Source organism: Cobetia sp. 1CM21F (assembly GCF_023161745.1).
In the GTDB taxonomy this organism is placed as follows: domain Bacteria; phylum Pseudomonadota; class Gammaproteobacteria; order Pseudomonadales; family Halomonadaceae; genus Cobetia; species Cobetia amphilecti.
The window spans coordinates 924,469-937,216 of the sequence record NZ_JALNTQ010000001.1 but is presented as its reverse complement, the minus strand read 5'-3'; the positions used below and the strand labels follow the sequence as shown (position 1 = coordinate 937,216).

The window sequence follows — 12,748 nt, the reverse complement described above, 5'->3', positions numbered from 1 at the left end:
GCTCTTGTCCCAGACACCGTGACACCACCACGACGACACCCCGACGCTAGCCGGCGAAGGCTCGGCCCAGCGTCTGCTGATCCTGCTGAGCAAACAGCTCGCAGCGATCTCGTCCCGAGGCCTTGGCGCGATAAAGCGCCTCATCCGCCTGCTTGAGAATGGTCTCGAAGCTGCAGCCCTGACCGGTGCCGGCGGCAGAGACCCCGATGCTGATGGTGGCGATGCCATGGCGTGAACTCCCCGCATGCGGTAGCGCCAGGTCGCGAACATGGCGGCGAATCTCTTCTGCGCGCGCCAACGCCTGTTGCGGTGTACAGGATGGCAACAGCACCACGAACTCCTCGCCCCCGAAACGCGCCACGATATCGACATCGGGGTGCACGCTTTCAAAGATGGCCGTCGCGATACGCTTGAGGCACAGGTCCCCTTTCACGTGGCCGTAATGGTCGTTGTAGGCCTTGAAATGGTCGACATCGATCATGGCCACGCCGTATTGAAGCCGGCTGTCGACCTGCTTGCCGAGCAGCGAACTCACGAGACTGTCGAAGTGACGCCGGTTATAGACTTCGGTCAAGGGATCGATCGAGGCCAGGCGTCGGAACTCTTCATTCTTCTCGGTGAACTCTTCGACCCTGAGCTGCTCACGCAGCAACAACAGGTAGGAAAGGCGCTCGGCCTTTTCGCTGCGCAGATTGGAAATGATCGAAAACAGCGTGATGGACAGAAACACCATCAACGCCATGAAACCCGCCGAGGCATAGGGCGCAGGATGGGCATTGACCAGATACAGCATCACGCCGAAATGGAAGGCCGAAGAGCACAGGGCATACCAGAAGCGCAGCTGAAACAGGACATTGCCCACCAGCACGATAAGCCCGAGTGCGAACAGGTCGAGGAAGGAATGTGGCGAGACTGACAACTGGATCAACAGGGCCGTGAAGATCATCGCGAAGCACACCAGCGCGGTCATCAACATCTCACGCAATACCGGCGAGACACCCCGCTTGAGCATGTAGATGCAGATCAGGGCGATGGGCGTCATGACCCCGACGCGAATGACGATGGCCTCCAGCATGTGGTCTGGGCGAAAGCGCCAGTCATTGAGCAGAAACAGCACATAGATACTGATCGCCACCGCGCCCATGCAGGCAAGCTTGTGGCTGCGCGCGACATGGATATCGTGCTCGAAGCGCGCTTCTATCTCGGCCGGGAAATGCACTCCCAGACCGCCCTCACGCTGTATCTGTCTGTCCACCTGCACCATCAGATCATTCATTCACGTCCCCTCCCTTGAGGACAGCCAATCAATGATCTCACTCTATACAAGGCGACACGGATCAATAAGCGATCGGGCGCAAACGTGACAATCGTTCACAACCTTGTCAAACGCTTGTCCAAATTTCAGACAACTGTTTGGTCGAGCCAAACGCTCGACTGTCAAAGCGAAGTGATGCCCCCGACAGCACTTCGCTCGCGATCTCCCCTGCGCAATCTCAGCGCTTGAGACTCCAGGGGGCGGCGATGCGGAAGAAGCGCAACGTCACCGCCTCATCCACCGGCCGGGTCAGCAATGACACCAGCACGAAGACAGGCAGGTTGAGCATCAGCCCCCAGAAACCGGCATGCAGGCCCAGCGGATGCGGCCATACGACGGTAAACAGCACCGTGACCACGAAGCCGGCACTGATGCCGCTGATGACACCTGCCGCCGAGGCGCGCGGCCAGAAGAACATGCCCACAAATGCCGGCAATACCTGAGAGGCAAAGCCCAGTCCGATCAAGAGGATCATCACCAGATTGCCCGGCTCCCAGATCGCCAGGGGTGCCACGACCAGGAACATCACCGGGAAGATCAGCCAGCGCGCCAGCTTGCCAGCGCGTTGGTCATCAAGCTTGAGGCCCGGTTGCAGCACATCACGACTCAGGCTCAGGGCCACCGAATGAATGAAGGGTTCGCTGGAGGACATCGAGGCCGCCAGCGTGCCCGCGCCCAACAGGCCCACCAGCCAGACCGGCATGTTGGCCATCGCGTATTCGAGCACCACGGTGTCGGCGCGCGCAAGCTCCGGCAGGCTGTAGATACCGATGAAGCCGACCACCACCAGCGGCAGGATCACCACGTAGTAGGTCGGCAGCCAGCTGGCACTGCGGCGGATGGTGCCGGCGGAGGCGGCGCTCATCCATTGGGTCCAAACCGGCGGCATGAAGGACAGCATCGAGACGATGATCGAGGTGGTCCAGAAGCTGAAGCTCATGTCGCCGCCGGCGCCGGGCAGACGCAGATACTCCGGATGGCTGGCCTCAAGACGCGTGAACACGCCACTGAAGCCCCATTCGCCGGTGGAGAGATAGGCCGCCCACAGGCCGATCGCCCAGGCAACCACCAGCATCAACACGCCCTGGAAGGCATTGGTGCGCCCGATGGCGCGCTGGCCGCTGACGAACAGATAGACGGCGATCGCGCTGAGCACCAGCAACACGCCAGCCCAGAGCGGAATGCGCCCGCCGCTCATCACCAACAGGATGTAGGCCGAGCCGATGGTCTGCAGGACCGCATAGGCGATGGAGGCAATCGACATCACCAGCGCCGACAGCGCGCCCAGCAGAGGGCTCTGATAGCGGTCCGCGATCGCGCTTGCCTGGGTGACATGCCCGAATTGCTCGCCGAACTTCCACACCTTGGGGCCGAAGTACCAGGCCACCAGCGCCAGATAGGCCAGATAGATGGCGACATAGAACACCGGCACGCCCTTGCTGTAGGCCCAGCCCGGCGCGCCCATGAAGGTGTAGGCACTGACGCTGCCGGCGGCGATCAACAGATAGAGCGTCACGGGCCCCATCGAGCGCCCGGCGACTCCCCACTGCTCCAGCGTGTCCATGCGGCGGCCACCCCGCGCGCCGAGACCGATGGCCATGGCGAGGACGACATACCCCAGCGTGACCAGCAAGGGCACGCTGTCATGCACGGACGAAAAGGCATGCGGATCGATCACGCGGCGCCTCCGTCTCTTTCGCCAGCGGACGCTTTCGACAGCGGGTCTGCGCCGTGGCGACGGCGCAACAGGCAATTGCCCAACAGCATCGCGCCACTGCAGGCGAAGATGATCAGGTAACTCCAGATGATCAAGGACGGCATGCCCCACAACAGGGTCTGCTGATTGATCCAGCCGATCACCGGCCAGATACCCATCACGACCAGCAGCAGGAAGATCACCAGCAGGCACCAGCCCCGCCAGGTCGAGGGCACGACGAGGCGCGGCAAGGAACAGGGAGTCTCTGCAGCCCGGGCATCAGGCTGAGAGGAAGACGGGGTGTCAGGCGCGGCCAAGACGATCTCCGATGTGAACAGGGAGTGAATGAAAATTCTCGGCGCGCAGTGTAGCCGCTGCGCCCTGCCCTGTGGAGTCACCCTGGTGAATCCCGCTGTTGAGTCGCCCTTCGAGTCCCCCTGTTGAATCACGCTGTTGAATCACGCTGTTGAGTCACCCTGTGGCGCCATCTGGCATGAGATCGAGACGACGATACAAGCTGACAGGGACAGGGAAAGGCGCTGCAAGGATGGGATAAAGGACGCCGTCGCCGGACATCTTTACGAAAACTGCAAAAGTCTTTCATCATTTCGTGCGTTTATCACAAAGGTAACTCACGGCAGACTGCACAGCATCCAAGACCCACCCATTGCTGATGGAGAACTGCCATGCCCCTTGCCCTGCTGGCGCTGACATTGAGCGCCTTTGCCATCGGGACCACCGAGTTCGTGATCGTCGGACTGGTACCCACCATCGCTCAGGACCTGAGCGTCTCTCTGCCTTCCGCTGGCCTGCTGGTCAGCCTGTATGCCGTCGGTGTCGCCATCGGCGCCCCCGTGCTGACCGCCATGACCGGCCGCTTCAATCGCAAGCTGGTCCTGCTGGGACTGATGGCACTGTTCATCGCCGGCAACCTGCTGGCCTGGCAGGCACCCAGCTACAGCTCGCTGATCACGGCGCGCATACTGACTGGCCTGGCCCACGGGGTCTTCTTCTCCATCGGCTCCACCATCGCGACAAGCCTGGTGAGCAAGGACAAGGAAGCCAGTGCGATCGCCATCATGTTCACCGGCCTGACCGTGGCACTGGTCACCGGCGTGCCGCTGGGCACCTGGATCGGTCAGCACTTCGGCTGGCGCGCCACCTTCCTCGTGGTCTCGGTCCTCGGCGTGCTGGCATTGATCGGCAGCGCCATCCTGGTGCCCAACAATCTCAAGAAGAGCGTACCGGCCACCTTCGCCCAACAGCTCAAGGTTCTGACCCATCCGCGCCTGCTGCTGGTCTACCTGATCACCATTCTCGGCTACGGCGGCACCTTCACGGCCTTCACTTATCTGGCCCCGCTGCTGCAGGACGTCAGTGGCTTCAATGAAGGCGCCATCAGTCTGATCATGCTGGTCTACGGTATCTCGGTCGCCATCGGCAACATCCAGGGCGGCAAGCTGGCTGACCGCTTGGGCCCGATTCGCGCTCTGACCCTGATCTTCGGTGGCCTGATCGTCATCCTCGGCGTGCTGACCTTCACTGCCGCCAACCCGATCACCGCCGTGATCACCATCCTGATCTGGGGTGCCTTCGCCTTCGGCAACGTGCCGGGCCTGCAGGTCTACGTCGTGCAGCAGGCCGAACGCTTCGTGCCGCAGGCCGTTGACGTGGCCTCCGGCCTCAACATCGCCGCCTTCAACATCGGCATCGCGCTGGGCTCCATCGTCGGTGGCCAGGTGGTCTCCGGGATGGCACTGACCGACACCGCCTGGATCGGCGCGCTGATCGTCACCGCCGCCCTGCTGCTGACCCTGCTGGCCGGTCGCCTCGACAAGCGTCACGCGTCTTCCATCGCGACCGCCTGATCCGCCGCGAAGCCTCCCGCCATCATGACGTGCCCCCGATTCCGACAGCTCAGCCTGCTGGCTCGGGGGCACCGTCGTCTACCCACCTGCTTGCTGAAGGAGTCCACCATGATCTCCCCGACCCGTCCGCTGGATCGCCTCACCCAAGGCCCCCTGACCCTGGGCGTCGAACTGCCCCTCGACAATGACTGGGTCCGCACTGACAGAGCCCCCTCCACGCCCTTCGGCGTGCCTGACATGCGCGCCCATGCCGAGCTGATCGGCCAGGTCGACAAGCTCGGCTTCCGCGCCGCCTGGTTGCGTGACGTGCCGCTGTTCGACCCCGCCTTCGGCGACGCCGGTCAGGTCTTCGAGCTGTTCACCTACCTGGGCTATCTGGCCAGTCACACCGACAACCTGCTGCTGGGTACCGCCGCCGCGGTGCTGCCGCTGCGCCAGCCGTGGCTGGTGAGAAAGGCAGCCGCCAGCGTGCAGGCCCTGAGCGAAGACCGCCTGCTGCTTGGCGTCGCCAGTGGCGACCGACCGGCGGAATACTCGCTGTTCGGCGAGGAGTTCGCGACCCGTGGTGCCGCCTTCCGTCACGCGGTGGACGTCATCAAGGGCCAGGCGGACGACGCTCTTAGCGAAGGTCAGGCCATCCTGCCTGCCGCGACGCGTCCGCCGCTGTTGAGTGCCGGGCTCTCCCAGCAGACGCCCGAGTGGATCGGTCGCGAGATGGACGGCTGGCTGGCCTACCCGGGTACGCCGGAGGATCACATCCGCCGCGTGGCGCTCTGGCGTCAGGTCGCCGGCGACAAGCCCTACGTCAGTTTCATCCACCTCAATCTGGAAGAAGATCCGCACGCCCCGGTGCGTCGTCATCGCTTCGGGTTGTCGAGTGGCCGCCTTGCCCTCATGGAAGAACTGTCGGCCATGCAGGATGCCGGGGTGAATCACATCGGCTTCCACCTGCGTCGCAATCGCCGCCCGCTCACGGAAACCCTCGAGGAACTGGGCCGTGAGGTGCTGCCGCACTTCTCATGAGGGCGCAAGGGTTGCACTGATCTGCCCGGCTGACTGAGCGCACTGGCAAGCCGGGCGGGTCGCGCGACCTGCCCCCGCCATGGCGGAAAGGATTCACCGTTCACGCTGCAAGGAGATCCCATGTCAGATTCCACAGAGACCACCACACAAGACATCAGTCACAGCGCCACCCGGGCACCCGCCTGGGTATGGCAAGGCCCGGGCGAGCCTGAGGCGCTCGAGCAGTCAGCGGTGGACATCGGCGCCCCGGGAGACGACGAGGTACTGGTCGCCACGCGTGCCATCGGCCTCAATCCCGTCGACTGGAAGTTCATGGCGATGGACAGCGAGCTGTGGCAAGCCGGCCAGATTCCCGGCGTCGATGCCTCCGGCGAGGTGATTGCCTGCGGTGCCAATGTCAGTCACGTATCGCCGGGGGATCGCATCGCGGTCCACACCACCCTGGCGGGGCCGGGCACCTTCAGCAAACGCCTGCGTGTCCCGGCGCGCGCCGTGATGCGCCTGCCCGTCACCCTGGGCTTCAATGACGCTGCCGCCTTCCCGTGTCCGGCACTGACCGCCTGGCTTGCCATCGACAAGCTGCCCATCAAGGCCGGGCGACGCCTGCTGATCACCGGCGCCTCCGGCAGCGTGGGGCGCTGGTTGATCCAGCTGGCCAGACAGCGCAACTTCCACGTCATTGGTGTTGCCTCCGAGAAGCGCCACGCGGACCTCAAGGCGCTGGGCGCCGACGAGACGCTTGCGGACGCCGAGCAGCTGGACGCGCCGGTCTTCGCCGTGATCGATACCGTCAATGGTGATCACGCCCACAAGATGACCCGCCACCTGGGGGCCAATGGCCACATCGTCTGCATCCAGGACCGTCTGGAGCAGGCGGCCGCGCCGGCCTTCGATCGCGCCATCTCGCAGCACGAAGTCGCGCTGGGTGCGCTGCACTGGGCGGGTGACGACGAGGACTGGGCACGTCTGGTCGAGGCGGGGGAAGGTCTGCTCGAAGCGATCGCCGATGGCTCCATGAACCAGCCGGCGCCCTGCATCGAGCCATTCACGGCGTTGCCGTCCTGCCTCGCCGAACTGAAGAGTGGCGAGCGTCGCGCCCTGAAATTCGTGATCACGGCCAACGAATGAGGCGCATGGCGGGCGGCGCAGGATTGTTGCGCAACCGGCACATGACTGATGCGTAGGCACGCCATTGTCGCGCCAGTTTCACAGCCCCAGTAAACATGACACAACACATGGAAACGTCCCCGCCGCACCCGGCGGGAACGTCAACAGGAGTTACCGCATGTCGACTACCCTACCGAATCCCGGCTTTGGCACCTTCCGTCTGGAAGGCGACACCCTGCGTGAGAGCATGAAGGCGGCGCTGGACGCCGGTTATCGTCACTTCGATACCGCCCAGTTCTACGGCAACGAAGCCGAAGTGGGACAGGTGCTCGCCGACAGCGGCATCCCGCGCAGCGAGCTGTTCGTCACCACCAAGATCTGGTACGACCGCCTCCAGCCCGGTGATCTTGAGAAGAGCGTCGAGGAAAGCCTCGAGAAGCTCCAGATGGACTACGTCGACCTGCTGTTGATCCACTGGCCGTCACCCAATGACGAAGTCGCCATGGAGGACTACCTGCCGGCGCTCGCCAAGATGAAGGCCGAGGAGAAGACACGCCATATCGGCATCTCCAACTTCACCTGCGAGCAGATGGAACGCGCCGTCGGCATTCTGGGGCGTGATGAGCTGCTGACCAATCAGGTCGAGGTGCACCCCTTCCTGCAGAACCGCAAGGTGCTCGACAAGTGTCAGGAGCTGGGGCTGGAAGTCAGCGCCTTCATGCCGCTGGCCGTCGGCAAGGTGATGGATGACGAGACGCTCAAGATCATCGCGGACCGCCACGGCGTCAGCCCGGCGCAGATCGCTCTGGCGTGGCTGAAGATGCAGGACATCGTGACCTTCCCGTCCTCCACCAAGCCCAAGAACATCCGCAGCAACATCGAGGCCTTCTCGCTGACGCTGACCGGCGAGGACATGGCCAAGATCGCCGAGCTGGACCGCGGCGAGCGTATCGCCAATCCGGACATCGCGCCCGACTGGGACTGATTGACTGAGCCCAGCTGACTGGCCTGATCGACGGGTACAGTGACAAGAAAGCCTCCCGGGCACCCTGCCCGGGAGGCTTTTTCGCATTTCTACCCTGCCATGATTTGATCCCGATGGATGCTCAGCGATCCAGCCAGCAGACGCGGGTCACGGCCTCGGTACCGGGGCGTGGCGCCGCGAGATCATGCTCATGCAGCAGATAGATCACCGTTCTGCCCGCCAGCCAATCAGCGAGACCCTGCGCGACGCGTTGCGCTGTCGTGGCATCCAGCCCCGAGAAGGGCTCATCCAACAGCACGAGGCCGGGGTTGGTCAGCGCCAGGCGCGCCAGACTGATGCGCCGTGCCTGGCCACCCGACACCTGACGACCGCCCTCACCGACACGTGTCGCCAGCCCCTGCGGCAGACTCGCGACCCAGTCGGCGAGATCCACCGCGGCCAGCACCCGCCATAGCGCGGCATCATCGGCGTCGGCGGCCCCCAGTCGCAGGTTGTCAGCCAGACTGGCATCGAACAGATCGACTTGCTGGGTGAGACAGCCGACGCCATCGGCAATCGCCAGAGGCGCGTAGTGATGCACCTCACGGCCATTGAGCAACACTCGCCCGCTCTGCTCTTCACCTTGCTTCTCTTCAGTACCCCCGCCCTGGTGTTCATTGTGTCTGCTCTGCAGGCCGCGGGAGGCCAGGCTGGTCTGCCCGGTCAGCAGCGCCGCCAGCGTCGACTTGCCAGCGCCGGAGGCACCACAGATCGCGACCTGCTCACCGGCCTCGACAGTGAGCGAGACGTTTGAAAATGCCTCGAACAAGGCGCCCAGATAGCGGTAGCTGACCTGCTCCAGCGAGACGCTGATCGGCCCTGCTGACAGGCGAGCATCGCCATGCACGACACCCGCGGCGTGCTCGATATCATTGAGGCGCTCCGCAGCGCCAAGCGTCGCCCCGGCCTGACTGAAGGCCGCCGGTAGCCCCGCCAGTCCCTCGCCCAGCGCCATCGCCGCAAGCGGCAACATCACCAGCATCGGGCCGCTGAGCTGGCCATCGCGCAGGGCGAGCATGCCCATCGCCAGCAACAGCAACCAGGCGAGTCCGATCACCAGCACAGCCAGCGCATTGCCGACGGCACTGATGACCGCCAGCCGCCATTGGTCCGCCAGCAGACGCGCCTCCACCGCCTCCAGCTGCTCACGCACATGGCCAAGCGCCGCGTAGGCCTCGAGTTCGGCATGCCCGCGCAGCGCCTCCATCAGGCTGGAGCGCAATGCCTCCAGAGTGGTCACGCGCCGGCGGCTGGCCACCAGGCCCCAGCGCGCCTGCCCGAGTGTCAGCCACGCCCAGCCAGTCAACAGCAAGAGCGCCAGCCACGGCGTCGCGCCCGGCAGCCACACCAGCGTGATGCCAAGCAGCGCCACGATCAGCAGCAAGGCCATCACCGGAGGCGCCGCCAGACGCAGATAGAGCGCATCGAGGGTGTCGATATCCGCGGTCAGACGATTGAGCCAGTCACTGGAACGCCGAGCAGCCAGCCGCGCGGGGTCCATGCTGACCAGCGAGGCAAAGGCACTGCCGCGCAGGCTGGCCAGCAGTCGCAGGATGGTGTCGTGATTGTAGAGACGCTCCAGATAGCGCGAGACGGTGCGCGAAACGGCAAACAGGCGAATCGCGCTGCCCGGCGTGTAGACATCCAGCACCGCAACGGCTCCGGCAGCCAGCGCCGCCCCCGTCAGGGCCGACGCCGTGATGAACCACCCCGAGACCGCCAGCAGTCCGAGTGCCGACAGCGCGGTCAGTGTCATCAGCACCACGCCCAGCAGCAGTCGACGCCGATAGCGCTCATGCACCCGCCACCAGGGCGCCAGCGCGGCCAGTGCCTCGCGCGTCGAGGGGGTGGAGCCAGGACCGAGAGTGCGAGCGGGTCCAGTCATGATGCGCCCTCCCCAGCATCCTGTGTCTCTCCAGTGGTGCCAACGACCCCATCACGGGTCAGATGCAGCTGACGCGTCGCCATGGCCCTCAAGGCCGGATGGTGGGTGGCGATGACCAACGTGCGGCCTTCTTCGGCCAACGCCTGGAAACCGGCGATCAGGCGCTGTTCGGTCTCGGCGTCCAGACTGGCGGTCGGCTCGTCGAGCAACACCAGCGGCGCATCGCTCAAGAAGACCCGCGCCAACGCCAGACGCTGAGCCTGGCCGCCGGACAGACCGTGCCCACCTTCACCCAACGGACTGTCGATGCCCTGCGGCAAGGCGGCCAGCACCTCGGCGAGGCCGGCGCGCGTCAGCGCCTGCGCGATCGCGTCATCACTGGCGTCTGGCGCGGTGATACGCAGGTTGTCGGCCAGACTGCCCTGCATCAGCAGCGGGCGTTGATCCATCCAGGCAAGGCGAGTGGTATCTCGGCGTAGGCATTGGCATTCATCGGGGGCCACGAATCCCGCCATCAGTTGCAACAGCGATGACTTGCCGGCCCCGGACGGGCCGCTGATCACCAGCACCTCGTGGGCCTTCAAGGTGAGATCCAGCGGGCCAAGCACCCTGCCCCGCCCGGGATGCGTCAGCGTGACGGCCTCCAATTGCAACATCACATCGTTGGGCAACGGGGCACTGACCGACGCCGTCGTGGAGGCCTGACGCGCCGGCGCGATGGACGTATCGAGCAGCTCCAGCAGCGAGTCCGCGGCGGCCAAGGCCGAGGCGCGATCATGATAGTGCTGAGACAGGGTGCGCAGCGGCTGGAAGAACTCCGGCGCCAGCAGCAGGATCAGCAGCCCGCTGAACAGGGTCAGCGACTGGGCGGGCCCGAAGGGAATGTCGCCCAGCAGACCGAAGCCGATATAGATCGCGACCACCGCGATCGACACCGACGAGAAGAACTCCAGTACCGCTGATGAGAGGAAGGCAAGGCGCAGCGTGCGTAGACTGCGGCGGCGATAATCATCGGCGACCAGCGTGACCTCCTGCGTGGCCTGCTCGCCCAGGCCGAACAGGCGCAGCGTGGTGATCCCGCGGACCCGATCGACGAAGTGGCGCGACAGGCGCGCGACCGCGACGAACTGCTCGCGATTGAGCGACTCGGCCCCCATGCCGACCAGCGCCATGAACAGCGGAATCAGCGGCGCGGTCAGCGCGAGCAGAATCGCCGCCAGCCAGTCCTGACTGACCACGATGGCCAAGATCACCAGCGGGCTGATCAACACCAGACGCAGCTGAACGTGGAAACGCGCGAAGTAGCCTTCCAGCGCCTCGACCTGCTCGACCCAGCGCTGGGCCACATCGGCGCCATGAAACTGCGCGGCGCGCACCGGGCCCAGTGCCTGCAGGTGATCCAGCATCTCTCGGCGCACCCGCTGGCGCAGGCGCTGGCTGGCCTTCTGGGCGCATAGCTCCTGCGCGGCACTCAGCAAGGCGCGCACCGCCAGCAGCGCCACCAGGCCGCCAAACGGCCACCACAGGCGGGTCAACGCCTCGGGCTGCTCGATCACCTGGGTGACCAGCCAGGCCAGCAGCACCAGTTGCGCCACCGTTGCCAGCCCCGCCAAGGCGCCGCACAGCGCCGCCATAGCCAACAGGCGACGCTCGCGCGTCGCCTGTTGGGTGAGCCACTTGCCGGCAGCCTTGCGTCTGGCCTTGTCGCGCTCCTTGCCAATGACACTGGCGTCGCTGACGCTGGCGCGCGACGTGTCATTGCCAGCGGCGCTGGTCGGGGCCTCCTGTGCTGCCCCCTGCTCTGCCCCCTGCACAGCCCCTTGCGTGAGATCAGTGATAGCCACCGTCCTGCACCTTGCCGCGGAAGACCCAGTAGCTCCAGGCGGTATAGCCCAGCACGATGGGAATCACGAACAGTACGCCGATCAGCAGGAACAGCTGCGCGCCCGGGTCTGACGCCGCATCCCAGATGGTGATGTCCGGCGGCACCAGATACGGCCACTTGCTGAAGATCAGCCCCAGATAGGTGAACAGGAACAGCCCCAGGGTCGCGACGAAGGGCTGGCCCTCCAGGCGCTTGCTGACGGCACGCCAGATGAAGGCCGCACAGCACAGCGCCAGCACCGGGAAGATCCAGAACATGCCGATATGATTGAACCAGCGCTCGCGCACGTATTCATCGACGAACGGCGTGTAGAGGCTGATGACCCCGAAGCCGACCAGCACGGCAATCAGCAGCTTGGGCGTGATGCGATAGGCCCAGGCCTGAACTTCGCCTTCACTCTTGAGGATGGTCCAGGTGGCGCCCAGCAGAGCGTAACCCGCCACCAGCGCGAGCCCGGTGATCACCGTGAAGGGGGTCAGCCAGTCAAAGGCGCCGCCGACATAGATATGGCCTTCGGTGGCAAAGCCCTGGATATAGGCCCCGACCACCACACCCTGGCAGAAGGTGGCCACGTAGGAGCCACCACTGAAGGCGACGTTCCACCAATGCCGATTGCGCGTGGACTTGAAGCGGAACTCGAAGGCGATCCCGCGGAAGATCAGCCCGGCCAGCATCAGGAAGACCCCCAGGTACAGCGCCGGCAGCAGAATCGAGTACACCGCCGGAAACGCCGCCAGCAAGCCGGCCCCGCCCAGCACCAGCCAGGTTTCATTGCCGTCCCAGACCGGCGCGACCGAATTCATCATCACGTCACGGGCGTGTTCATCCGGGGCGAAGGGATAGAGGATGCCGACCCCGAGATCGAAGCCATCCATCAGGATGTACATCATGATGCCGAAGCCGATGATCAGCGCCCAGATCATGGTCAGATTGATCAGTTCCATG

Annotated in this window: 10 protein-coding genes; 4 read left to right on the top strand and 6 right to left on the bottom strand. The window is 64.7% G+C overall.

What is annotated here, in order from left to right:
• Window positions 1-46 precede the first annotated feature (46 nt).
• The 3 genes from MSG32_RS03820 to MSG32_RS03810 all read right to left on the bottom strand — a co-directional run bounded on the left by MSG32_RS03820 (window position 47) and on the right by MSG32_RS03810 (window position 3,262).
• Window positions 47-1,276: a diguanylate cyclase gene (locus MSG32_RS03820; RefSeq protein WP_248377838.1), complete on the bottom strand. Its 1,230-nt coding sequence runs from the start codon at window positions 1,274-1,276 to the stop codon at window positions 47-49.
• Window positions 1,277-1,493: 217 nt separating this feature from the next.
• Window positions 1,494-2,915, bottom strand: coding sequence for a sodium:solute symporter family protein (locus MSG32_RS03815; RefSeq protein WP_248378419.1), 1,422 nt, complete (start codon window positions 2,913-2,915; stop codon window positions 1,494-1,496).
• Window positions 2,916-2,989: 74 nt separating this feature from the next.
• On the bottom strand, window positions 2,990-3,262 hold the full coding sequence (locus MSG32_RS03810) for a hypothetical protein (protein ID WP_248377836.1): 273 nt from the start codon (window positions 3,260-3,262) through the stop codon (window positions 2,990-2,992).
• 435 nt (window positions 3,263-3,697) lie between these two features.
• On the opposite strand from MSG32_RS03810, the gene MSG32_RS03805 reads away from it, so the two are divergent.
• The 4 genes from MSG32_RS03805 to dkgB all read left to right on the top strand — a co-directional run bounded on the left by MSG32_RS03805 (window position 3,698) and on the right by dkgB (window position 7,994).
• Window positions 3,698-4,879, top strand: coding sequence for an MFS transporter (locus tag MSG32_RS03805; RefSeq protein WP_248377834.1), 1,182 nt, complete (start codon window positions 3,698-3,700; stop codon window positions 4,877-4,879).
• 108 nt (window positions 4,880-4,987) lie between these two features.
• A complete protein-coding gene (locus MSG32_RS03800; protein ID WP_248377832.1) occupies window positions 4,988-5,902 on the top strand; it encodes a TIGR03571 family LLM class oxidoreductase in 915 nt (304 codons plus the stop codon).
• Window positions 5,903-6,022: 120 nt separating this feature from the next.
• Window positions 6,023-7,030 (top strand): alcohol dehydrogenase catalytic domain-containing protein, encoded by a 1,008-nt coding sequence (locus MSG32_RS03795; RefSeq protein WP_248377830.1) that lies wholly within the window; start codon window positions 6,023-6,025, stop codon window positions 7,028-7,030.
• 157 nt (window positions 7,031-7,187) lie between these two features.
• Complete coding sequence (dkgB, locus tag MSG32_RS03790) at window positions 7,188-7,994, top strand: 2,5-didehydrogluconate reductase DkgB (protein ID WP_054557189.1); 807 nt, start codon at window positions 7,188-7,190, stop codon at window positions 7,992-7,994.
• Window positions 7,995-8,115: 121 nt separating this feature from the next.
• Here the strand turns inward: dkgB and MSG32_RS03785 are convergent, their stop codons facing one another.
• Genes MSG32_RS03785 through cydB form a run of 3 tightly spaced genes read right to left on the bottom strand, consistent with a single transcriptional unit; the run spans window position 8,116 to window position 12,747 of the window.
• Window positions 8,116-9,918 carry an ATP-binding cassette domain-containing protein gene (locus tag MSG32_RS03785; protein WP_248377828.1) on the bottom strand — a complete coding sequence of 601 codons (1,803 nt, stop codon included), beginning with the start codon at window positions 9,916-9,918 and terminating at the stop codon, window positions 8,116-8,118.
• Complete coding sequence (cydD, locus tag MSG32_RS03780) at window positions 9,915-11,762, bottom strand: thiol reductant ABC exporter subunit CydD (RefSeq protein WP_248377819.1); 1,848 nt, start codon at window positions 11,760-11,762, stop codon at window positions 9,915-9,917. Before cydD ends, MSG32_RS03785 begins: the two co-directional genes overlap by 4 nt.
• Window positions 11,749-12,747, bottom strand: coding sequence for a cytochrome d ubiquinol oxidase subunit II (gene cydB / locus MSG32_RS03775; RefSeq protein WP_215822960.1), 999 nt, complete (start codon window positions 12,745-12,747; stop codon window positions 11,749-11,751). Before cydB ends, cydD begins: the two co-directional genes overlap by 14 nt.
• Window position 12,748: the final 1 nt, after the last annotated feature.

Excerpts from the sequence above, each read along its gene's own strand:
- MSG32_RS03805 (WP_248377834.1), top strand. The coding sequence starts at position 3,698 with ATGCCCCTTGCCCTGCTGGCGCTGACATTGAGCGCCTTTGCCATCGGG.
- cydB (WP_215822960.1), bottom strand. The coding sequence starts at position 12,747 with ATGGAACTGATCAATCTGACCATGATCTGGGCGCTGATCATCGGCTTC.
- MSG32_RS03820 (WP_248377838.1), bottom strand. The coding sequence starts at position 1,276 with ATGAATGATCTGATGGTGCAGGTGGACAGACAGATACAGCGTGAGGGC.
- MSG32_RS03785 (WP_248377828.1), bottom strand. The coding sequence starts at position 9,918 with ATGACTGGACCCGCTCGCACTCTCGGTCCTGGCTCCACCCCCTCGACG.
- dkgB (WP_054557189.1), top strand. The coding sequence starts at position 7,188 with ATGTCGACTACCCTACCGAATCCCGGCTTTGGCACCTTCCGTCTGGAA.
- MSG32_RS03815 (WP_248378419.1), bottom strand. The coding sequence starts at position 2,915 with ATGGCCATCGGTCTCGGCGCGCGGGGTGGCCGCCGCATGGACACGCTG.
- MSG32_RS03800 (WP_248377832.1), top strand. The coding sequence starts at position 4,988 with ATGATCTCCCCGACCCGTCCGCTGGATCGCCTCACCCAAGGCCCCCTG.
- MSG32_RS03795 (WP_248377830.1), top strand. The coding sequence starts at position 6,023 with ATGTCAGATTCCACAGAGACCACCACACAAGACATCAGTCACAGCGCC.